The organism is Nitrosomonas sp. Nm58 (assembly GCF_900107335.1).
Lineage (GTDB): Bacteria > Pseudomonadota > Gammaproteobacteria > Burkholderiales > Nitrosomonadaceae > Nitrosomonas.
In genome coordinates, this window is the sequence record NZ_FNPQ01000012.1 from 57424 (window position 1) to 79592 (window position 22169).

General features: G+C 46.6%; 16 protein-coding genes, 1 tRNA gene and 5 pseudogenes. 13 read left to right on the top strand and 9 right to left on the bottom strand.

The annotated features are described in order from the left end of the window. Positions 1–253: 253 nt before the first annotated feature. From BLW34_RS06675 to folE2, 4 genes are all read left to right on the top strand, one after another. Positions 254–520, top strand: a complete 267-nt coding sequence (locus tag BLW34_RS06675) for an exodeoxyribonuclease VII small subunit (RefSeq protein ID WP_090577264.1) — start codon at positions 254–256, stop codon at positions 518–520. Beyond that, on the top strand, positions 510–1403 hold the full coding sequence (locus BLW34_RS06680) for a polyprenyl synthetase family protein (RefSeq protein WP_090543291.1): 894 nt from the start codon (positions 510–512) through the stop codon (positions 1401–1403). Before BLW34_RS06675 ends, BLW34_RS06680 begins: the two co-directional genes overlap by 11 nt. Positions 1404–1453: 50 nt before the next feature. After that, entirely contained in the window at positions 1454–3298 is a 1845-nt protein-coding gene (gene dxs / locus BLW34_RS06685; protein WP_090577267.1) for a 1-deoxy-D-xylulose-5-phosphate synthase, read from the top strand. 217 nt (positions 3299–3515) lie between these two features. Beyond that, a complete protein-coding gene (folE2, locus tag BLW34_RS06690; RefSeq protein WP_090543329.1) occupies positions 3516–4331 on the top strand; it encodes a GTP cyclohydrolase FolE2 in 816 nt (271 codons plus the stop codon). A gap of 44 nt (positions 4332–4375) precedes the next feature. Here folE2 and murJ read toward each other — a convergent pair whose 3' ends face one another. Continuing rightward, on the bottom strand, positions 4376–5914 hold the full coding sequence (gene murJ, locus BLW34_RS06695; RefSeq protein WP_090577270.1) for a murein biosynthesis integral membrane protein MurJ: 1539 nt from the start codon (positions 5912–5914) through the stop codon (positions 4376–4378). A gap of 233 nt (positions 5915–6147) precedes the next feature. Continuing rightward, positions 6148–6223: transfer RNA gene (locus BLW34_RS06700), tRNA-Met, on the bottom strand. A gap of 114 nt (positions 6224–6337) precedes the next feature. Here BLW34_RS06700 and BLW34_RS06705 point away from each other — a divergent pair. From BLW34_RS06705 to BLW34_RS06715, 3 genes are read left to right on the top strand one after another with little or no spacing between them, the layout of a single operon-like run. Beyond that, the gene (locus BLW34_RS06705) at positions 6338–7507 is read left to right on the top strand and encodes a UbiH/UbiF family hydroxylase (RefSeq protein WP_090577273.1); all 1170 of its coding nucleotides are present in this window, start codon (positions 6338–6340) and stop codon (positions 7505–7507) included. Positions 7508–7548: 41 nt separating this feature from the next. Next, positions 7549–8268, top strand: coding sequence for a DsbC family protein (locus BLW34_RS06710; protein WP_371263922.1), 720 nt, complete (start codon positions 7549–7551; stop codon positions 8266–8268). 28 nt (positions 8269–8296) lie between these two features. Then, on the top strand, positions 8297–9283 hold the full coding sequence (locus BLW34_RS06715; RefSeq protein WP_090577276.1) for a gamma-glutamylcyclotransferase family protein: 987 nt from the start codon (positions 8297–8299) through the stop codon (positions 9281–9283). A gap of 285 nt (positions 9284–9568) precedes the next feature. Here BLW34_RS06715 and BLW34_RS06720 read toward each other — a convergent pair. From BLW34_RS06720 to BLW34_RS06730, 3 genes and pseudogenes are all read right to left on the bottom strand, one after another. Beyond that, positions 9569–10126 (bottom strand): annotated as a pseudogene (locus BLW34_RS06720) (transposase); the annotation flags it as partial. A 68-nt stretch (positions 10127–10194) separates the two neighbouring features. Beyond that, positions 10195–11406: a murein transglycosylase A gene (locus tag BLW34_RS06725; protein WP_090577279.1), complete on the bottom strand. Its 1212-nt coding sequence runs from the start codon at positions 11404–11406 to the stop codon at positions 10195–10197. A 241-nt stretch (positions 11407–11647) separates the two neighbouring features. Continuing rightward, on the bottom strand, positions 11648–12394 hold the full coding sequence (locus tag BLW34_RS06730) for a Nif3-like dinuclear metal center hexameric protein (RefSeq protein WP_090577282.1): 747 nt from the start codon (positions 12392–12394) through the stop codon (positions 11648–11650). A gap of 57 nt (positions 12395–12451) precedes the next feature. Between BLW34_RS06730 and BLW34_RS06735 the strand changes: the two genes are divergently transcribed. The 4 genes from BLW34_RS06735 (at position 12452) to BLW34_RS06750 (ending at position 16396) form a co-directional block, all read left to right on the top strand. Further along, positions 12452–13585 carry a Do family serine endopeptidase gene (locus BLW34_RS06735; protein ID WP_090577285.1) on the top strand — a complete coding sequence of 378 codons (1134 nt, stop codon included), beginning with the start codon at positions 12452–12454 and terminating at the stop codon, positions 13583–13585. Positions 13586–13693: 108 nt separating this feature from the next. Continuing rightward, positions 13694–15346, top strand: coding sequence for an MFS transporter (locus BLW34_RS06740; protein ID WP_090577288.1), 1653 nt, complete (start codon positions 13694–13696; stop codon positions 15344–15346). A 129-nt stretch (positions 15347–15475) separates the two neighbouring features. Further along, positions 15476–15790, top strand: a complete 315-nt coding sequence (locus BLW34_RS06745) for a ComEA family DNA-binding protein (RefSeq protein ID WP_090577292.1) — start codon at positions 15476–15478, stop codon at positions 15788–15790. A 201-nt stretch (positions 15791–15991) separates the two neighbouring features. Beyond that, on the top strand, positions 15992–16396 hold the full coding sequence (locus tag BLW34_RS06750) for a hypothetical protein (RefSeq protein WP_090577295.1): 405 nt from the start codon (positions 15992–15994) through the stop codon (positions 16394–16396). A gap of 574 nt (positions 16397–16970) precedes the next feature. On the opposite strand, the pseudogene BLW34_RS06755 reads toward BLW34_RS06750, so the two are convergent. Both BLW34_RS06755 and BLW34_RS06760 read right to left on the bottom strand, forming a co-directional pair. Then, positions 16971–18147, bottom strand: a pseudogene (locus BLW34_RS06755) (IS110 family transposase). A gap of 328 nt (positions 18148–18475) precedes the next feature. Beyond that, on the bottom strand, positions 18476–18973 hold the full coding sequence (locus tag BLW34_RS06760) for a transposase (protein WP_090577298.1): 498 nt from the start codon (positions 18971–18973) through the stop codon (positions 18476–18478). Positions 18974–19128: 155 nt separating this feature from the next. Between BLW34_RS06760 and cysM the strand changes: the two genes are divergently transcribed. Continuing rightward, positions 19129–20013, top strand: a complete 885-nt coding sequence (gene cysM / locus BLW34_RS06765; protein ID WP_090577301.1) for a cysteine synthase CysM — start codon at positions 19129–19131, stop codon at positions 20011–20013. A 15-nt stretch (positions 20014–20028) separates the two neighbouring features. On the opposite strand, the pseudogene BLW34_RS06770 reads toward cysM, so the two are convergent. Next, a pseudogene (locus tag BLW34_RS06770) lies at positions 20029–21089 on the bottom strand (IS630 family transposase). Between the two features lie 237 nt (positions 21090–21326). Between BLW34_RS06770 and BLW34_RS16840 the strand changes: the two are divergent. Continuing rightward, positions 21327–21921: pseudogene (locus tag BLW34_RS16840) on the top strand (IS5 family transposase); the annotation flags it as partial. 17 nt (positions 21922–21938) lie between these two features. Here the strand turns inward: BLW34_RS16840 and BLW34_RS06780 are convergent. Next, positions 21939–22169 (bottom strand): annotated as a pseudogene (locus tag BLW34_RS06780) (hypothetical protein); the annotation flags it as partial.

Here is a 22169-nt window from a genome sequence, read left to right on the forward strand (position 1 = left end):
CATAGCGTAAAGTCGATGCTTTTTTACGCTCTTTTTCGGTGCCAGATCGATGCTGCTTGTAGTTCTGGAGGTTGATGCGAGCCCCCTGGTTCTGGAATTTTATTAAATCCTTGTCATGAGAGATCAAGGAAAGGTTAAAATAGGATTGACCGAGTTATACTGATTGCGATATTTTTACCTGTTTTAAGTAAGATAAACCTGATAAACCCTGTTCTATCCTCATTGCCCTCCCGGAAAAAAGCCAAGCAAAAGCATGAAAAAGAAATCCAATGAAGCAGTTAAGATAGCAATATCATCAGAGCCAGAAAGTTTTGAAGCAGCGTCAGCTGAACTGGAAAGTATTGTCTCCATAATGGAGGCGGGGCAAATGACGTTGGAAGCTTCGCTTTCAGCCTATAAGCGTGGAGTAGAGTTATTGCACTATTGCCAGACTACGTTACAAGATGCGCAACAACAAATACGTGTGCTTGAGGCGGATATGTTGAAAGATTTTTCTATATTGGGTGCCGATGAACGCTGATTTCCAAGGCTGGGTAAAAAGCCGCCAGCTTCAAATAGAGTCTTATCTGGAAAATCGCCTTCCTGCAGAAAATTGTGCGCCGGAGCGCTTGCACGAGGCGATGCGCTATGTGGTGCTTGGAGGAGGGAAGAGAATTCGCCCGTTGCTTTCTTTTGCTGCCGGAGAATTGAATGGAGCAGATGAAGCGCGTGTAATCGTTGTTGCTGCTGCTGTAGAACTGATTCATGCTTATTCGTTGGTGCATGATGATCTGCCTTGTATGGATGATGATACGCTGCGGCGCGGTAAACCTACTTGCCACGTGAAATACGAAGAACCTACTGCATTGCTGGTAGGAGATAGTTTACAAAGTCTGGCCTTTCAGTTGATGGCTGAATTCTGTTTGACAGACAATCCAAGAAAACAATTGGAAATGATCAAGCAGCTGGCACAAGCGGCTGGGTCGCGTGGCATGGCAGGCGGGCAGGCGATTGATCTGGCGAGTGTAGGCAAGATGCTGACTTTGCCGGAGCTGGAGTTCATGCATATTCATAAGACAGGCGCGCTTATACGTGCGGCAGTGATGCTGGGAGCACACTGTGGTGATGGATTGAGTGATGAACAGTTGAGCCATCTGGACCATTTTGCTAAATGTATTGGTCTTGCGTTTCAGGTGGTGGACGATGTGCTTGATGCTGAAGCAACTACTGCGGCATTAGGCAAAACTGCTGGCAAGGATGCCGAGCAAAACAAGCCAACCTATGTCAGCATTTTAGGAGTAAAGCAGGCTCGTGAGCTGGCTAAAAAGCTTCAGCACGACGCCTATCAGGCGCTTGATCATCTGGGAATATCCACTAATCGTTTATTACAGGTAACGGATTTCATTGTTCAGCGCGAGTTCTAATCCTGACGCTTTTCTTTTTTAAATCAGCTAAAATTTCTATTTAAGTTTGCATGTACCCATTACTTGATCATGTTAGCACTCCTGCTGAACTAAGGAAGCTGGAGCGTAGGCAGCTACCACAATTCGCCGATGAGCTACGACAATTTCTGATTGAATCCGTGGCGAGAACGGGCGGACACTTGTCGTCGAATCTTGGCACCGTCGAGCTAACCATTGCATTGCATTATATATTCAATACGCCCTTTGATCGCTTGGTATGGGATGTAGGCCATCAAACCTATGCCCATAAGATATTGACGGGGCGACGTGAAGGAATGGCTAAATTGCGTATGCATGGCGGTATTGCCGGATTTCCGAGACGGGATGAGAGTGAATATGATGCCTTTGGTACGGCACATTCGAGTACATCCATCAGCGCGGCTTTGGGGATGGCAGTAGCTGCACAATTAAGTGGTATAAATCGGCGTGCCATTGCTGTGATTGGCGATGGCGCCATGAGTGCAGGCATGGCATTTGAGGCATTGAACAATGCCGGGGTAATGGATGCCAATTTGCTGGTGATATTGAATGATAACGATATGTCCATTTCGCCTCCTGTCGGGGCGCTCAATAATTATCTTGCCAAACTGATGTCCGGTAGATTTTATGCGACAGCTCGTCGTGCCGGTGAGAAAGTGCTGGGTGTGGTTCCGCCTGTTCTAGAGCTGGCTAGGCGTGCCGAAGAGCATGTAAAAGGAATGATGACCCCTGGCACATTGTTTGAAGAGTTTGGCTTTAACTATATCGGTCCTATTGATGGGCATGACCTGGATGTATTGCTTACTACGCTGAACAATATCAAGCATCTAGATGGTCCGCAGTTCCTGCATGTTGTTACGCGTAAGGGCGCGGGTTACAAGCCAGCTGAAGAAGATCCGATTTTGTACCACGGTGTTGGAAAGTTCGATCCCGTTCAGGGTATTGTTTCTAAACCTGCTGGCAAACTATCTTATACACAGATTTTTGGCGATTGGTTGTGTGATATGGCCGCTATGGATCCGCGTTTGATTGGCATTACGCCTGCCATGCGAGAAGGATCAGGTTTGGTCAGATTTTCCCAAGAATATCCGAATCGCTATTTCGATGTGGGCATCGCTGAGCAGCATGCGGTAACCTTTGCTGCTGGTGCGGCATGTGATGGGTTAAAGCCGGTGGTGGCAATCTATTCAACATTTTTACAGCGTGCCTACGATCAGTTGATTCATGATGTGACCATACAAAATTTGCCGGTAGTTTTTGCCGTCGATCGTGCTGGACTGGTAGGCGCTGATGGTCCAACTCATGCGGGTAGCTTTGATTTGAGCTATTTGCGTTGTATCCCGAATATTACAGTCATGGCACCTGCCGATGAAAATGAATGTCGCCAAATGCTTTATACCGCTTTCCAGATGAATACGCCTACCGCAGTCCGTTATCCACGTGGCTCAGGGGCTGGGATAGCAGTACAGAAGGAAATGCGGGCGTTACCAGTGGGTCGTGCAGAGCTCCGGCGTGAAGGTGAAAAGATCGCTTTGCTTGCTTTCGGCAGTATGCTGGCACCTTGTTTGGAAGTAGCGGAAGAATTGAATGCTACCGTTGCCAATATGCGATTTGTTAAACCATTGGATGATGATTTGGTTGCAGATTTGGCGGCAACACATGAGTTGCTGGTTACGATTGAAGAAAACACCATTATGGGCGGTGCTGGTAGTGCTGTTATGGAATCACTGGCAAGTAGAGGGACGGTCGTTAAATTGCTCCTGCTAGGCTTGCCGGATCTTTTTCTTGATCAGGGTGATCCCGCGCAAATGCTGGTTGATTGTGGGTTGGACAAGAATGGCATCATTAAATCTATCCAAGCAAAGCTAGCTGAGTAGCTTGTAAGGCATCTGAAATAACTTACTCGAGTCAAGGGGTTGTTTTTTATTGATGTTTTTTTAAGGATTCCGTGCTTAGAACCAACCATACAAGAGGAGGTCTCAATAAGAAGCAGCTAGTCAGCCTTGGATGACTCTTTCAGTTCTGATACGTTATCAATCTTGGAGACTTTCAATAACAAAGCAGATAGCCACCATCTTTCCAAAAGGAATCACCATGAACAAACAAACCGATTTTCCGATTGCTGATGTACAAAGTTCGTTGGATACCCGACGTATTGCAATTGACAGAGTAGGCATTAAAGCCATTCGTCATCCAGTCAAAGTGGCTGATAAGGATGGCGGGGTGCAGCACACGGTTGCAGTATTCAATATGTATGTTAATTTACCCCATAATTTCAAGGGTACACATATGTCGAGATTTGTTGAGATACTAAACAAATACGAACGCGAGATATCCGTTGAATCATTTGAGGATATTTTGCGTACCATGGTAGCCAGGCTGGAATCTGATTCCGGGCATATTGAGATGACTTTTCCTTACTTTGTCAATAAATCGGCGCCTATCTCTGGGGTCATAAGTTTGTTAGATTATGAAGTGACTTTTATTGGCGAAATCAAAAAGAATCAATACGAATTCACCATGAAGGTGATTGTTCCTGTGACCAGTCTTTGCCCATGTTCTAAAAAAATTTCCGATTATGGGGCGCATAATCAACGCTCCCATGTCACTGTTTCTGTGCGTACCAATAGCTTTGTCTGGATTGAAGATGTCATCAGAATAGCGGAGGATCAGGCTTCCTGCGAATTATATGGTTTACTCAAGCGCCCAGATGAGAAATATGTCACTGAAAAAGCCTATGACAATCCGAAATTTGTCGAGGACATTGTTCGTGATGTGGCTGAGGTTCTAAATAGAGATGATCGCGTTGATGCTTATGTAGTGGAATCAGAGAATTTCGAATCTATTCACAATCATTCTGCCTATGCGCTGATTGAGCGGGATAAGCGTAATATTTTGCCTCATGCTTAAACCCAAGAATCAGTGATTACATTAAACCGTTACACTTACCGATATTATTCTTCTCCTTGCCGAGCAAAGGCACTCAGACGAAAGCCCAGTATCCATAGTGTGACGAAATAGGTGATAGCGCCAAGGAAGACGACTTGAATCAACCGTATTGCGCGATCCATCGCTGCATCTTGTAACCAAGACGTGTCACTGCCGGTCGCAAACCATAGAACGCTTCCCATTACCACCAGCGCCGTTAAGATCTTCAGTAAGAAAATTGCCCAGCCAGGTTGCGGCTGATAAATATCATGCTGGCGTAGCTTATAGTAAAGTAATCCAGCATTGAGGCAGGCGCCTAGGCCAATTGCCAATGCCAATCCAGCATGCTTCAAAGGAAAGATAAAGGCAAGATTCATTAATTGGGTCACGATGAGCGTGATGACAGCAATTTTGACGGGTGTTTTGATATTTTGCCGGGCGTAAAAGCCGGGCGCCAGCACTTTTACCAGAATTAGTCCAAGCAGGCCGATACTGTAGGCGATGAGCGCCTGACGGGTCATCCATACATCTTCAGCGGTAAAAGCACCATAGTAAAAAAGTGTTGCAATAAGCGGTGTAGCCAGTAATGCCAGTGCTACGGCTGCTGGGAGCGTCAGCATAAAGGTCAACCGTAAGCCCCAATCCAGCAGGTGTGAGTATTTCTCGTTACTGTGGCTGGCATAGTGGCGAGATAATGATGGCAGCAGGATGGTTCCCAGTGCGACGCCCAAGAGACCCGCTGGAAATTCCATAAGCCGATCAGCGTAGTAAAGCCAGGAAACGCTGCCTGTCACCAGCAATGAAGCAAATATGGTGTTGATCAGCAGGCTAATTTGTCCTATGGATACGCCAAAAACGGCTGGTCCCATTAGCTTTAGTACACGCCATGCACCTGTATCCTTGGATTTCAGATGAAAACGGGGCATCCGTTTGATGCGCATCAAGAACGGCACTTGAAATGCAAGCTGCAATATACCGCCGATAAATACTGCCCATGCAAGAGCAAGCACAGGGGGATCGAGCAGGGGAGCGAGCCATAGTGCACAGCCGATGAATGATAAATTCAATAAAACAGGGGTAAATGCTGGCACTGAAAATTTACTATAAGTGTTGAGTATCCCCCCTGCAAGCGCAACAAAAGAAATAAATAAAATGTAAGGAAAAGTGATGCGCAATAACTCGGTCGTCAACGCAAATTTTTCCGGATTGGCCGAAAATCCTGGGGCGCTGAGATAAATGATCAGTGGTGCAACTAAAACCCCGATCAGCGTTACTATAAAGAGTGCAATTCCCAATAATGTCGCAACATGATCGATGAGATTGCGTGTTTCTTCTTCTGTACGGCAGTTTTTATATTCAGCAAGGATAGGAACAAATGCTTGCGAGAAAGCGCCTTCCGCAAACAATCGGCGCAAGAGATTAGGAATACGAAATGCAACAAAAAAGGCATCGCTTGCCATCCCGGCGCCAAAAATTCTGGCGATGAGTACGTCACGCAGGAATCCTAGGATGCGTGAGACCAGTGTCATGCTACTTACCGTAGCGAGTGCTCTAAGCAGATTCAATTAATTCAATAGTATAAAAGAATTGATTTTGGATGATACGATCAGCATTATCTAATCGGGTAATTCTAATTTTACATCTGATTTATCGATTAGCTGCCAACGATGATGCAAGCGCTCTTGGAAACCATAAATAAAGACTTTTGGTGTTTATTGTTAAAATACCTTCTGTGCTGTGAATAGCTAACTGAAGAGGAATAGAAAGTGCCGTGCAGCACTTGCGCACTGTGAAGAAATGGTGGCGAATCAGGGATTTGAACCCCGGACCAACGGATTATGATTCCGCTGCTCTAACCACTGAGCTAATTCGCCATGGAATAAAACGTGCATTTTGCCTTTGGAAAGGGAATACTGTCAAGGTTGATATAATAATTCGCTTGTACGTTTACAGTATTCCCAAGAATAAAGCACCTGTATAATTTGATTATGAAATTCGATATTATTGTGATCGGTGGTGGCTTGGTGGGTGCGAGCCTGGTCGTTGCGCTTAAGGGAAGTGGATTGAAAATAGCGTTGATCGAATCGCGTTTGCCTGTTCCACTGCCGAATGATACGAGCTGGGATAGCAGGATTTATGCTATCAGCCCCGGCAGTGCTGCTTTTTTGCAATCACTTGGTCTATGGCAGCAACTAGAAGCTGCACGCATCACGCCGGTCTATGAGATGAAGGTATTCGGCGACGATGGCGCTGCGAGGCTTGATTTTAGTGCCTATGATAGTGGCTTATCCGAGTTAGCGTTTATTGCTGAAAATCGGCAATTACAAACTGCCGTATGGAATGCGCTTGCAAGCATAGATGAGAATGTAACGATTTTCTGTCCAACCCAATGTGTTTCGCTATCATGGCATGAGTCCTGGGTCAATTTGCAACTGACGGATGGAAGCATGCTGCAAGCTGCTTTAGTCGTAGGAGCAGATGGTGTTAATTCCTGGGTAAGGAAACAAGCAGAAATCGAAGTGACGCAGCATGCCTATCACCAAGTGGGTATTGTAGCCAATTTTAGCGCTGAGATTCCTCATTATAACACTGCATATCAGTGGTTTCGGCGAGATGGTGTTTTGGCATTATTACCATTGCCCAACAAACGGATATCCATGGTTTGGTCGGCGAATGAGTCCCAGGCAGGCAAATTGCGCGATTTATCTGATGAAGCGTTATGCCGCCGGGTAGCTGAAGCGGCAAACTATACTCTTGGAAAATTGCAGTTGGTGACTGGGCCAGTGGGTTTTCCGCTGAATTTTGTGCATGTCAAGACACTCGTGAAACCACGACTGGTACTGATTGGTGATGCTGCACATGGTATCCATCCGCTAGCAGGTCAAGGCGTCAACCTCGGTTTGCGAGATACCCGTGAACTAGCTGCAACCTTGACAAATCGTGGTTTGCAATCCGATTGCGGCGATTATATGTTACTCCGTCGCTATGAGCGCGCGCGCAAGGAAGATATCCTGGCAATGGAGTTTGTAACCGACAGTCTACAAAAATTATTTGGCAGTGCAGACCCCATATTGATTCGCTTACGCAATGTGGGTTTTGAGATTACCAATCGTTTGCCGCTATTAAAAAATAGACTGATGCAGCATGCGCTCAGTTGAATAAGCATATTGAATTCCAATTTCTTCAAACAGGAGTAAAGATGATCATGCGTTTTCATCACTTTTTTATGTTTCTGCTATTAGGCTTCTTTTTCAATCACGCTTTAGCTGATGAGGCGCGGCTCAAAAAAGCCATTCAAACACATTTCCCTGGTAGCGAGATTGAAAGTCTTCGTAAAACTCCTTATATGGGACTATACGAAATCGTGGTAGGAGGAGAAATACTTTACACAGATGAGAAAGCAGAATATTTTTTCCTGGGACATATAGTCGATACTAAAACCCGAGTAAGTTTGACCAGTGAACGCATGCAGCAGCTTAGGGATGCACGGCGGATAGCAATTGATACTTTACCATTGGAGCAGGGGATCAAAGCGGTTAAAGGGAATGGTAAGCGGACGCTGATCGTTTATTCCGATCCTCATTGCCCTTATTGCAAAAAATTAGAAGAAGAGCTCGACAAGATAACGGATGTTACCATCCATACATTGCTTTATCCTATTTTAAAAAACTCGATGTCAACAGCAACAGCAATTTGGTGTTCGGCCGATCGCCAGAAAGCATGGAATGATTTTATGTTGCGGGGTATCGCGCCATCAGGGAAAGACTGTGAAACACCCTTGGACACATTACTTCAATCAGGGCAGAAAAATAGAGTAACCGGAACACCGACGCTTATCTTTGCAGATGGATCAGTCGTGTCAGGCATGATCCCGACAGAAGAGATTGAGAAACGACTCAATAACGCTGAAAAAAAATAGAATGAAATGGGGTTGCGATTATTAGAGCATGCCGGACATACTGCAAATCGCACTACAGACACATTGGAGTCAAATTCTTGCCAATCTTGGTCAAATGTTTGCGGCAGTGGGTGCACTCATGGCTGCTGTCGTTGGCGTTATTACCTACCGTCGGGCTAAGAGACGCGAGGCAGCTCAGTGGATGCATGAAATCTTTCAAAGATTCCAGCTCGGGCCTGAATTCGATGAAGCGAAGCAGATCTTTGATTTCCAGTACCATGATGTAGTCGAGCCGTTGCTAGCAGCGCTAGTTGCTAGTGGAAATGCGGCGATTTTGCGTAGCGAGTGGAAGGCATGCCATCTGATCGACCGCCTTTTGAACTACTTAGAGCATTTACTATACCTTTCTGATGCAGGTCACGCAAAGAGGAGTGATTGCTATGCTTATTTTGGGTACTGGTTTGATCTACTTACGGAACCAGAGCGAGGCGCGCTTCGTCGTTATCTCGTGCATTTTAATTATGAGCGCCTTGCTCGTATTACACGCGCGTCGAAACATGAATATATTCTACTATATGGCTCGCTTTGCATGGATCAACCATATCACGCAAATTTAGGACTCAATAAGTCGCTCAAGTTTGTAGGAATCCGTTCAGTGCCAGGAGTCTTGTATGATCTCGGTGAATACCCCGGTCTCATTCTGGGTGCGGGAAGTGTGCAGGCAGAGCTTTATCGTATCAACGAAATTGCAGTACTTTCTATACTAGACAAGTTCGAGGAGTACGACCACACTTTACCAAATTCCTGCCTTTACCGCCGAACTACTATTCGGGTTCCACGCTACGCTAATCGTTTTGCTCAGCGATTCTTGAAGCCACGAATGATTGATGCCTGGATCTACCTCTACAATCATTCCGTTGATAATAGACTCAAAGTGGATCTTCCATCTTGGAACGAATACAAGGCAGAGAAGGATAAGAAGATTATTGCGGCTCGGCATGCTGGTTGCTCTTCACTATCTGAAGGTAATCACTGATGTTGTAATTCTGAGGCAGATAGAGTTTTGCCACGCAGTTGAGCATCGACTATGGCTATAAGAAGCTGTCTGGCAAAACGATTTCCATTAGAATCAAATATTTTTTTGATAACAAGCTAATCTGAATTTTGCATAAATTTTCTGCTACCTACTCTGGTTTCTACTCCCTTATCCCTTATTTTTTTGATTTTTAGGCGATATCTCCCCTACCCCTAGCGACAAGGTTGAACGTGAGCTGGTTGCTGGGAAGGGGGTGGCATCGTCTCGTGAGCCGGACGTGCCAGGTTATGGAGAGGCCAGCATGGCAGATTTCCTACGGGCTGAAACGAGTCGTTGACAGACTTTTGTCAGCAGCGCCCTGACCGGACAGGCGCTGGGTAGGTGTAGCAGCACCCGGTCTTTGTACTGTTTGACGCGTACGGCAATCTTGAACAGCGAAAGGATGACTGTCTTTGGCTGTGCGCTCGCCAGTTCGGTATCGTGCAAGCCCAAAACGCGCAGCTGCTGGTGCAGGACATAAGCTGCGACTGTCAGTAATAGGCGTGCAAAGTTAGCGAGGAAACTTGAAGCCGAGGTGCGGTCTGACTTCAAGTCGGCCTTCACTTGTTTGATCCAGCTCTCCGCTTGTCCGCGCTGGCAATACACCTGCTGGTAGAGTGCGCCGGGAGTGGGACTGCGCAGCGACGTGACCACGTAACGCTGATTATCTTTGGCTGGCCGCCCGGTGTTCCCCGCCAGCATCTCGGCCTTGAGCACCACGCGATGCGCTTGCGGCCAGGACTTGGCAGCATAGTCGAATTCACCGAACAGGCGCACTGACGATACGACCGGCCCCATCCCTTGAGCAGCCATCGACTGATGCAGCTATGGCTGAAAGGAAAATGAGCACTCTGCTACTTGTGTGCGAGCGCTTATTTTCTTGCCTGAAGATGTGAGGAATAGTTTCTGGGGAGCAATACCCACATTTTCCCTTTCTGTTTCATTTTCCCAGCATGGCTTGCTGCTTCCGGGCCGAATCCCCAGAAGAAATCAGCGCGTACTCCTCCTTTTATAGCACTACCTGTGTCCTGTGCTACCATCAGTCGATTGAGCGGTTTGTTGGAATTAGGCCAGGTTGTGGAGAGAAAAACAGGCGCGCCTTGCGGCATAGCATGGGGATCAATAGCAAGGCTTCTGCCCGCAGTAAGCGATACGCCAAGCGCCCCGAGTGGACCAGACAGATTATTGGGAAATTCTTGGAAAAAAATGTAACGTGAGTTCTGATGAAGCAATTCAGTTAATTTATCTGGGTTCTGTTGTCCCCACTGCTTAATTCCTTGCATGGAAGCTTTTTCTATGGGTAGCTCACCGTGCTGAACCAGGAGTTTTCCGATAGATTGATAAGGATGGCCATTTTGGTCTGCATAACCTACTCTGAGAATTTCCCCATTCTCCAGAGCAATACGACCGGATCCCTGAATCTGGAGAAAAAATAATTCAACTTGGTCATTTACCCACAAAAGTTCACGTCCTTTCAGCGATACTGGTGCTTTTTCAATTTCTGCGCGGCTGTAGTATGGCACAACCTTGCGCCCTTCTAATCGACCACGTAATTGCAGATTCTTAAGTTCTGGGTAAACATCACCCAAATCGATGACAAGAAGTTCATCGGGTGGTGCATAAAGTGGATAGCGATACTGCTGGGATGGTGTGCGACTGCCTTTAAGGAGTGGTTCATAGTAGCCGGTGATCAATCCTTCATCACTGCCATCCAGATTCAATACCTGATGCGGGATAAAATGCTGTTTAAAGAAGTGTCTGATGGCGCCATTACTGGGTTGCTTGATTGTGCTGGCTTTTTTACAGATCTCTCGCCACAATAGCTGCTTATTTAAAGCATTGCAGCTCTGCAAAAAAGCAGTCCACGCTGGCAAAAGCGTGTCTTGTTCCCATTCTTTTAATTGAGACCAATCAGAGGCTTTTAGCTGGCTAGAGCTGGGAGACGCTGGGGACGCATTAGCAGGCAAGCTTATTGATGCCGATGGCTTATTAGGAATAGGAGTCGGTGAGAGGGTTTCGGTCTTACAGGCTGCCAGCAGCCATAGTGATAATGCAAGAATGGGCAAAGTCGATTGGTTTTTCATCGAATTTTAGTTAGAGTTACATCTTTTAGATAAATTCTGACTATACAACAAGCTGAGAGATATGTGGATTTTAGCAATTGAAGCGGCGGTGGTATTGGGGTTGTTAATTTTTATCATTTGGTGGACGATACCGAAGAAAAAAGACAGGGACAAGAAAGAAGATTGATTGGCCATAGATAAATGTTCACTAAATTCTTTGCGTTTAAATTCTTTTAATCGCTATGATCTGTGAATATATTGATCATACTGGGTTATCTAGATCAATGAATCGATGTTTGATGCCAAATTGCTGGGCAATATGTTCTCCAAGTGCTTGCACACCAAAACGTTCAGTTGCGTGATGTCCAGCGGAAATAAATGCGACCCCGGATTCTCGTGCTGCATGAACATTTTGTTCAGAGATTTCGCCGGTAATGAATACATCGACACCCAACCGGATGGCTTCTTCGAAATAGCTTTGAGCAGCACCCGAGCACCAGGCGACGCGGTGGATTGGTTTGGTCGGATCGCCAATGATCAGCGGCTTGCGCGCCAATGTGGAAGATATTTTTTCACCTAGCTCTTCAAGGGATATATCGTGCATAGGTTGACCATGTAATGCAATGTTTTGTTCTCCAAAGTGACCGATTGTCAGAAAATGTAGCTTTTCCCCTAATTGAGCGTTGTTACCTAGTTCAGGGTGTGCATCCAGTGGCAGGTGATAGGCAAGAAGGCTGATTTCATGTTTCATCAATAAGGCTACACGTCGATGCCGTATACCCCGGAGAGTTCTGTCTTCGCCACGCCAGAAATAGCCATGGTGAACCAGAACTGCATCAGCATGCATGGCTACGGCCGTTTGAAGAAGATCTAATGATGCCGTAACACCACTAACTATAGTATGAATTTGATCACGCCCTTCCACTTGCACCCCATTTGGGCAATAATCATGAAAACACGAAATATTCAGTAATTGATTCAGATAATTCTCAAGCTCATCTTGTTGCATTTTTTTCCTGATCACTATATATCTACCTATATTGTAACCTCTGATTAATATGCTGATATGAATAAACTTTGGTTAATTTTTGCGCAATCTGTCACGGTATTGCTGGCCATTTTCTTTGTTGTTTCCACGCTTCGGCCTGAGTTATTACCATGGACGCCGCGTGGCAAGTTGGCGACGATCAAAGAGTCTGCACTAGCTGAAGCGACACCCAGACCCGGTAGCTTTAATACTGCCGCCGAAATTGCCATGCCTTCAGTTGTCAATGTTTTTACCACCAAGGAAAACAGGATGCCCTCACATCCGTTGCTAGATGATCCGATGTTTCAGCGTTTCTTTGGGGAACGTTTTGAGTCCAGACCAAGGCGTACTTCCAGTCTTGGGTCTGGCGTCATAGTTAGTCCAGAAGGCTATATCCTGACCAATCATCATGTAGTGGAGGCAGCGAGTGAAATCCAGGTTGCGCTGGTTGACGGTAGAAGCGCTAAGGCACGCGTCATTGGTTCTGACCCGGAAAGTGATCTGGCCGTACTAAAGATCGATCTGGACGATTTGCCTAGTATTACCTTTGGTCAATCTGAGCAAGCAAAGGTTGGTGACATTGTGCTCGCTATCGGTAATCCTTTTGGAGTAGGGCAGACCGTTACCATGGGAATCATTGGTGCATTAGGGCGGTCTCAAGTAGGGATTAATACTTTTGAGAATTTTATTCAAACCGACGCAGCTATTAACCCAGGTAATTCAGGGGGGGCGCTGACTGATACGGCTGGTAATTTGATCGGAATCAATACTGCGATTTATTCTCGTACAGGTGGGTCGCTTGGAATAGGCTTTGCCATTCCTGCAAATGCAGCTAAACAGATTTTGGGGCAAATTGTTGAGATTGGGAGTGTGACGCGCGGTTGGCTAGGTGTGAGTATGCAGGATATAACACCTGAGCTTGCAGAATCATTCAAACTAAAAAAGCCTGGAGGGGCACTCATTGCAGGTGTACTGAGAGACGGTCCTGCTGATGAAGCAGGAATAAAACCTGGAGATATCTTGCTTGCCGTTGATGGGAAAACAGTCACAGATTCTTCCGAAATGCTCAATCTGGTTGCTGCATTACCGCCTGGTAAAACAGTTACCTTAACGATATTGCGTAATAATTCGGAAAGATTGGTTAAAATTAAAGTGGGTAAACGCCCTACTTGAGTGAGATAACAAACTTAGATGGCAGCCTACACAAGGTGCTTAAGTGTAAGTCTTAATAGATGGGTCAATACTTCCTGGAAATATGCCAAGATAGACAGGGTAATCTGAATGAATATTATATCACCAAATCCAAGAATATTGACTGCCTTATATCGTTGGTTTGATATTCATATATTTGCACTGGGCCGCGAAATGCGGCTTTCCTATTTACCTCCATTAATGGTTTACCTTGCAGCCGGTATTTCCAGCCTGACTGGAATTGTTGGCACATTTTACGTTAAAGAGCGACTAGGGCTTTCTGCTGAGTTTCTGGCAGCGCTGGGATTCTGGATGGCATTACCATGGGCACTAAAAATGCCACTCGGCCATCTGGTCGATTTGATATGGCGCTGGAAGAGTCTACTGGTCTATCTAGGGGCGAGTTTGATTATGATGAGTTTATTAATCATGATCGGTTTGCTTGGATATACCAATGCTATGCAAAGCGTTGCTTCAGTGGAGAGCTGGTATGTGGCAGCAGCTTTACTTGCACCGATAGGTTACGTATTGCAAGACGTGGTGGCTGATGCGATGACAGTGGAGGCTGTTCCACGTGTAGAGGGGAATGGACAACCATTTTCTCCAGAAAAACGCAAACAAATGCACGTCACGATGCAAACCCTTGGCCGGGTAGCTATTATTGGCGGTAGTGTCCTGGTTTCAGTAGCTAACGTTATTTTGATGCGTGATGTAGGTTCCATGTCGGAGGAAGATAAAACCGCTGCCTATTTATTGGTCTATCAACTCGCCTTGGTGATTCCATTTATCTCGGTTTGGGGGGTGTTTTTTGCTAGCTGGCTGCGACGACGAAATATAGCGCGTTTTATTGCACAGGGACTCAGCCGTAAAGAATCGGAGGCATTGTTGACTGTTCATGCCGAAGCGCCCCCGGTTAATTGGTGGATACTAGGTGGTGGAGCAGCGTTTACAATCGTATCATTGAGTATCGGGCTGGGTAGTTTTTCTGCTGCTGAGGAAATCGTTTTTTGTTTATCGATGATCATCGTGCTTTTTCTGATCTGGCACCTTTCCAGTGAACTTGATGCAGAAGCGCGTAATGTTCTAGTAGGTACGGCTATCCTGATATTTATATTCCGCGCTATACCTACTCCAGGAGCTGGTTCTACCTGGTGGATGATCGATCAACTGGGATTCGATCAACAATTTCTTGCCACCTTATCATTGATAGGCGCTGCCCTGACGTTGGTGGGAATGTTTATTTTTCGCCGTTTTATGGCAGAACGCTCAATGGCGTATATTATTGGTGTGCTGACCATTGCAGGGACATTATTATCGTTTCCAATCATTGGTATGTATTTTGGTTTGCACGAGTGGACAGCTGCACAAACAGGAGGTATCGTGGATGCACGTTTCATTGCCATAATAGATACGGCACTGGAATCACCTCTGGGCCAAATCGCCATGATTCCTATGTTGGCATGGATTGCTAACTCAGCACCAGAGAAGCTTAAAGCAACCTTCTTTGCGGTCATGGCATCGTTTACCAATCTTGCGTTATCAGCTTCTCAACTCAGCACCAAATATATGAATCAGATTTTTATCGTTACCCGTGAAGTGAGTGATCCGGCTACTGGTGGAATATCTGTTCCGGCTGATTATAGTGAACTGGGTATGCTTCTGATAGCCGTGACCACTATTGGTTTTATCCTGCCTTTATTGACTATTGTCATCATTAAACAAACACGTTTTCGTTGCGCTTGAGCGACTGCTCACTTTGGTTTATCTAAAATTCATTCAATAAGATTGGGAAAAGTGCCGATATATTTATTGCTTTATAAGCAATAAAAGTTTGTCGTAAGCAAAAATTTTTCTTACTAGAGGAGTGTGATTATGATAAAGCTAATACAGCTGATAATTATCTTTTTTGCGTTGAATAGTGCTGTTTATGCAAGTGTTAATATTAATACTGCTTCACAATCTGAGCTTGAGGTGCTGAAAGGAATTGGGCCAGCCAAGGCAAAAGCCATTGTTGAATATCGGAGCCAGAACGGTATGTTTAGCTCGATTGATGATTTGGAAAAAGTGAGTGGTATCGGGCCGGGTACTATCAAGCAGATCCGCAATGATCTGAGAGTAAGTGATACATCAGTAGCAAATGTGGAAGAAGAGAGTGCAGTCAAACAGAAAGAAGAATCAAATCCATAAGCTAGTAAATTAGCAATACCCTCAGAAATGTAATTTCTGAGGGTATTTTTTCGCCTGTTTGATTTTTTTGAGCATTTATCTCAGCCCACTATCGAAGTAGACAAAGACCCGAACAGCGATATGGCCAGCTAGCTACGCTTTGAGCGTTCAAGCATTGAAGCCAAGGAGTATGCTGGTGTGTACTATCTGTGCACCAACATCATGGATTGGGAGCCAGAAAGGCTTTGGCGTACGTACACAATACTGACTGATTTAGAGGCCGTGTTTCGCAGTCTGAAATCAGAATTAGGAATGCGTCCGGTCTACCATCAAACTGCCCAAAGAGTGGAAGCTCACCTGTGGATCACATTGCTTGCCTACCACCTGGTACATCACATTCGGATGCGTTTAAAAGCCGAAGGTATTCATGATAGTTGGGACATGCTGCGCCAGCGCATGCGCACTCATATGCATGTCACAACTCCGATGCGCACCAAAGATAACAAGACACTGCATATTCGCAAAGCTTCTCGTCCCGAACCGTGGCAGCAGGTAATCTATCAGGCGCTGAATTTATCTTCTAATCCTGGAGAAATATGCAAAACAGTCATTCTAGACAAAGATTAAAATTTGTAGTGCCAACTGGAACCATGGTTTGGGGTTAACCCATTGTGAAACATAAGAAATTTTAGATATTATGACAAAAATAATGGAATGGACGCCCACCACCCAAAACAGCATCAAAGGGCCAAAGTAGTGGTGCAATGCAATGACCACTAAAACAGAGAGGAGCGTCCGACCCATGTATGGGCTAGATTCTCCATTAGAACCAATTAAGGATTGAACATATTTTCCTCAGTTGAAGTCTCTTAACCGTTCAAGAATCCTGTAGATTAAGGTGTTTCAGGAGATTCTTAGCATCACCAATTGGGTGAGATTCTAATGAAACAATCAAAATCAGCTGAAAGTGTTGCCATATCTTGCTTTCAGCTTGTATGTGGTAACTGAGAAGCAGTTAATATTTTTAACCATAAATCGTTTGCAGTATTAGTTAGGTTTCAGCTGTTCTCACCATAAATCTCAATTGAGGAATTTAGGTTGAATATTGGGTTAAATTTAGCGTGAAAGAACCCATGTTGACGGCGAGCGCAATTCTGGCCGGTAAAGGCCATATAACAATGAGTCGTAATCAGGTTCTAGCTTATTTGATGAGCCCGAACTTTGTCAAGGCCTTGATCCAGCGCGGGGCATTGCGTTGGACAGAAAGCGCTTCATAATCGGTGGTCGAATCCCAGTAGTGTTCGTGCCGTTTGAGCATGAAGAAGAGAGTGGAGTGCGTAGTATTTTGTGGCCGATAGCCACGATCGCGCGTTTACATCCACGCCGGACGATGAGAGACTGGAGCTTCGATTTGAGCACTGATCTGGTACGACTGGCGGCATGAGCGAACTCGCAGAGTAGCCGGCGGATTCATGGTTGCCGGGGCATATGCCGACCCAAGAAGAGAGTTGGCTTGCTGTTCCAAACGTATCCATGTCGGTGCCAATTTCGACCAGCAGCATGGTAGCGCCCATGAGGTCGACACTAGGCAGGGTTTGCAACAGTACCGGCGTGTTTCGTTCGTCTTTAAGCTCATCCAGAAGCTTGGTATCGAAACGGGCGATACGTGCTTCGATCTCCTCGATGTGTTGCATGAGTTCGTCGAGCGCAAAATAGTGGCTTTCCGTCAATTCCCCCTGTAGGGCGTCAAAGATTTCCTCTCGGCTGGCCTTGAGTCGCCGACTAGCGAGCTTGAGTATTTCATGGGGGGGTTGACCGGCAATGATGGCCTTGACCATAGCGCGCGCCGATTGCCCATGCAGATCACTCACTACCACACCGAGACGTATCCCGCTGTCGGTCAGGACCTTGTGCTTGTGCAAGCGGTTTTTCTCAGAAGCCAGTTGACCCGTCAGCTTCTGCTGCTGCCGGGCAATCAGGCGCAATTCACGCCACTTCGCTGGTGGCACGAACGAACCGCGCAAAAGCCCCGCACGCGCCAGCGTCGCCAACCAGTGCGCATCATCCCCCACATCTGTTTTACGTCCCGGAACGCTCTTGACGTGCCGGGCATTGACCACCTTGGCACGAATACCCATCGCTTCCAGTGCAGCGTACGGGCTCTTCCAATAAATGCCGGTGCTCTCCATAACCACTTCATCTGGACATAACGCCGCCGCCCATTCGGCCAGCGATCGACGATCCCGTTTGAACGCGCCGAATTGCCGTTGCACGATGCGTGCTGTCCCATCCTCTTCTTCGATCAATGCGCAGGCCGTGATTTGTGCCTGATGCACGTCAAGACCAATCACACGTTTGTATAGCGCTGTCAGTTCCATTTTGCCCTCGTTTGATTTACACTCAAAACGGAAGGTGGCTGGTGCTAAAACTGAATTTGCCTGAAGACAGTAAACCGTCAACGGCCTGTTTAGCGTGCGCTCTCAATGGAAGCAATCCGGGGTGCGAGTCAGTTCAGCGGGTCACGTTAACGTCGGGGTCAAATACCCCAAAAGTTTTTACGACCTCTACCTGCTACCTTTCGCATCATAGTTTCTTTCATCTTCTGGGGTGGTGACAACTACCATGGTCGTTAACGGGGAGATGAAATTTTTGGATTTATTCCAAAGGCCATCAATCCATTCACGTTGTCGCATGGCTACGGCCAGGTTAACAATCTTTTTTTCGGCCTTCATGAGTAATGTAAGCGGCCTTGGCAAAAAGCTTATAGCACAGTGTTTTAAGGGTATGCTGAATATCACCCTTACCTGACACTGCATCACTTCTTAATACCGCCTGGCGAAACAAACTCATCACATTGTAAGCCAGCATCACTGTCAGTAAAGCAGCTTCAGTCGCCCAGAAATCTCTGAGATTAAAGCCTCTCTCCCCGCCAAAATCATATTTCAGTTCCTTGATGCGGTTCTCGCAATCAGCACGGCCACGATATAAACGCCACAGTTCTGCCGCAGGTAAATTCATATCCGTGACCAGCACACTATAGCAGTAGCAAGCAAAAACCGGATCATCTGCAAATAAAGACAATGTCTTGCCCTTGGCATCAGGACGCTCATCAGTCTTTTGTCGAATATCCACCACCCGCCTCGGTTTCTCCCAGCTTGGCGCCTGATAGTCAAAACCAATCAGTTCTATGCCATCATCTAGCAGGCCGTTGAAAAATTCGGTCCTTTAAAAGCATAGTTTCAGGCTGAAAGTACCGAGTTTTTCAACGGCCTGCTAGAAAATTTTCCTAATGGAAAATCTGCGTTTATTTCTAATGACGTATGCGATAATTAATAATCTAGCAAAGAAATGCATTGCCCATGTTCAGAACAATTGAAGATTTTGTTGGTAATACACCATTAGTAAAACTTAAACGTATACCCGAAAAGACAACTAATGCCATTCTAGCCAAGCTTGAAGGGAATAATCCGGCAGGTTCAGTTAAAGATCGGCCAGCGCTTTCCATGATTATGCACGCGCAAAAGCGTGGTGATATAAAACCAGGTGATACCTTAGTTGAGGCCACTAGTGGTAATACGGGTATTGCATTGGCAATGGCGGCAGCAATGATGAATTATCGTATGATCCTTGTTATGCCGGAGAATCTGAGTATTGAACGCCGACAAGTAATGAGTGCATTTGGTGCGGAAATCATATTAACTCCTAAAGAGGGGGGCATGGAAAAGGCGCGGGATATCGCTGAGATAATGCGTAAGGAAGGCAGGGGCGTTATTCTTGATCAGTTTGCTAATCCCGATAATCCATTGGCACATTATGAGGGAACGGCCCCTGAGATTTGGCGTGAAACTGGCGGAAAAATAACCCATTTTGTAAGTAGCATGGGTACTACAGGAACGATTATGGGGTGTGCTCGATATTTTTTAGAAAAGAAATCAACTATTGAAATTATTGGTGTACAACCAGAAGAAGGATCCCAAATTCCGGGTATTCGTAAGTGGTCGGAAGATTACTTACCGAAAATATATGACCCCAGACAGTTAAATCGTATCATGCTGGTTTCACAGCATGAAGCTGAAGCGATGACACGGCGGCTGGCACGCGAAGAAGGAATCTTTACAGGTATCTCATCCGGTGGTGCGTTAGCTGCAGCGCTTAAAATTTCTGCAGAGGTAGAAGATGCAGTAATTGTTTTTATTACATGCGATCGAGGTGATCGTTATTTATCTACCGGGATTTTTAATTAAAACACTAGTAGTCAGTCATGCTGAAACATAAGGATAAAGGCGAGCCCATTTACGTCGTGCGTCTTGCGTGGTAAAACGCCATTTGACCGGCATGGCTTTCACATTGCGTGCCTGGACATTGGCTTCGACTTCGCGGCGCAGGCGATCCTTGTCCGGTATCCGTCGCGACAGGCACGTATTCGACAGCACGGCCAGTTCGATTCCGGCGATGTTCAGCCAACTGCCGTGCTTCGGCGTGTAGTGGAATTCCAATTTCCGCGCCAGCTCGCGTGCTTGTTCGGCAGGAAAAGCCCCGCCTCGTATAGGGAAGCCATCTTATGCGTGTTGAGGTTGTCGAGCACCACACGGATCACCGTTGCTTTGGGATAAAGGTCGACAATGTGCTTCATGCTCTGGGCGAATTCTATCTTGGTGCGCCGGTCGGTAATATCCACCTGGCGGAAGCCGCGCCTGGGCTCACAAATCATCATCAAATCGCAGACGCCCTTGCGCGCGTATTCGGTGTCATAACGCGCCGGCGTTCCCGGTTCGGCGGGAATCGGTGTGCGCACTTCGGCAATCGATTGCCTGGGACTTTCGTCAAAGCACACCACCGGACACGACGGATCATCGGGTTCCTCATAAAGATCCAGCACGTCTTCCATGGCCGCCACGAACTCCGCGCTGACTTCGGGGATGCACCATTCCTGTTGCTGCCAGGGCCTTCAGCGTGTTTTTTTTAAAAGCTGACGGATAGTTTCGTGGCTGCACGATGGTGCATAAGCCAACTCCACCACCTTGCCCGCTAACAGCCGCAGAGTCCAGTGATTATGGCCTTCCGGCGCAGCGCTACAGGCGATGGCAATGAGGTGGGCGGCCTGTTTGTGCGTCAGTTTCGGTGTTTGGCCGGGACGGGGATGATCTTTCAGCGCTGCTTCTGGGCCTTCTTCCACGCGCCGCTGGCGGGTCTTAGCCACCATTGACGGCGAGACGCCCAGCGCCTCGAAGGTGGCTTTATCCTGGACACCTTCTGCAGCCTGCAACAAGATCCGCGCCCGCGTTTGGCTGCGCGCCGCGCTTGTGCCTTTGCGGATCAGGGTTTACAAATACTGTTTTTCATCCTCGCTCAGGCTCACTTTATATTTGATGGCGGGCATGGTTCGACCTCTTTAAGCAAAAACTCACACCATACATCAATAACTGACTCGATCGCTTTGTTTTAAACTGACTGGCTACTAGGGTCTGTTGATGTTTTGAGGTAAGTATTTCATAAGTCGAAGTAAACTCGTAATATTGAGAGATTTTTACACCACCTACAACAAAGCGAGTTTGCGATGCCCCGACTGATGCTCACTGATGAGTTCTGGCCGAAGCTGGAGAAGATTCTGCTTCAAGAAGCGATTTATGACAAGCGCGATCTGCGCATGACGGTGGAAGATGTGCTATATCGAATGCGGGTTGGTTGCCCGTGGCGGGACTTGCCGGAGGCTTTTGAGTGCTGGAATTCCATCTATAAGAGATTCAATGCTTGGTCATCTACTAACAAGTGGGGCAGAGTTTTCAAGGCGCTGATTATTGACCCGGATAGGGAATGGGAATTTATTGATGGCGGCTACGTTAAGGTACATCAGCATAGTTCGGGAGCGGTAGGTCAAGAAGCCGCAAGCCATTGGGAAAAGCCGTACGGGGAATGCCACGAAGAGCCATTTGGTCGTTGATAGTTTATGGCTTGCCAGTTGAGTTTGAAATCACCGGCGGAGAAGTCGATGACTGTTCTGCAGCACTCGATTTGATTGCCAGGTTACCTGACGCGGAAGTGATTGTTGCGGATAAAGGCTATGCAGTGAGTATATACGGGAGCAGATAACGAAGAAGAGAACCAGGGCTGTGATCCCAAGAAAGTGCAATTCGGTAAAGGGTAATGTAGATAGTCGGCCCTGCAAAATTCACCCGGCTGCTAATATAGATTTAGCATGCCGAGTATTCACATCAACAGTCAGAAGTTCGCTCCTGATAGAATTGACCAGCTGAAGCAATAAAATGCGTAAAAAAGCCGTCTTCAGCCCCAGGCGAACCATTGCTCGCAGCAACCAGCGTAGGTTGTAACCCGTTGCACACAGTACTGCATGGAGCGCATCGCCCAGTTTTCCCTGTAACCAGCAACGATCCATTCGGTG

What these genes read in the sequence shown, in the direction of transcription:
- BLW34_RS06735 (WP_090577285.1), top strand. Translation starts at nt 12,452, where the DNA reads ATGAATAAACTTTGGTTAATTTTTGCGCAATCTGTCACGGTATTGCTG.
- BLW34_RS06725 (WP_090577279.1), bottom strand. Translation starts at nt 11,406, where the DNA reads ATGAAAAACCAATCGACTTTGCCCATTCTTGCATTATCACTATGGCTG.
- BLW34_RS06680 (WP_090543291.1), top strand. Translation starts at nt 510, where the DNA reads ATGAACGCTGATTTCCAAGGCTGGGTAAAAAGCCGCCAGCTTCAAATA.
- BLW34_RS06745 (WP_090577292.1), top strand. Translation starts at nt 15,476, where the DNA reads ATGATAAAGCTAATACAGCTGATAATTATCTTTTTTGCGTTGAATAGT.
- BLW34_RS06715 (WP_090577276.1), top strand. Translation starts at nt 8,297, where the DNA reads ATGCCGGACATACTGCAAATCGCACTACAGACACATTGGAGTCAAATT.
- folE2 (WP_090543329.1), top strand. Translation starts at nt 3,516, where the DNA reads ATGAACAAACAAACCGATTTTCCGATTGCTGATGTACAAAGTTCGTTG.
- cysM (WP_090577301.1), top strand. Translation starts at nt 19,129, where the DNA reads ATGTTCAGAACAATTGAAGATTTTGTTGGTAATACACCATTAGTAAAA.
- BLW34_RS06750 (WP_090577295.1), top strand. Translation starts at nt 15,992, where the DNA reads ATGGATTGGGAGCCAGAAAGGCTTTGGCGTACGTACACAATACTGACT.
- dxs (WP_090577267.1), top strand. Translation starts at nt 1,454, where the DNA reads ATGTACCCATTACTTGATCATGTTAGCACTCCTGCTGAACTAAGGAAG.
- BLW34_RS06705 (WP_090577273.1), top strand. Translation starts at nt 6,338, where the DNA reads ATGAAATTCGATATTATTGTGATCGGTGGTGGCTTGGTGGGTGCGAGC.
- BLW34_RS06710 (WP_371263922.1), top strand. Translation starts at nt 7,549, where the DNA reads ATGATCATGCGTTTTCATCACTTTTTTATGTTTCTGCTATTAGGCTTC.
- BLW34_RS06730 (WP_090577282.1), bottom strand. Translation starts at nt 12,394, where the DNA reads ATGCAACAAGATGAGCTTGAGAATTATCTGAATCAATTACTGAATATT.
- BLW34_RS06740 (WP_090577288.1), top strand. Translation starts at nt 13,694, where the DNA reads ATGAATATTATATCACCAAATCCAAGAATATTGACTGCCTTATATCGT.
- BLW34_RS06675 (WP_090577264.1), top strand. Translation starts at nt 254, where the DNA reads ATGAAAAAGAAATCCAATGAAGCAGTTAAGATAGCAATATCATCAGAG.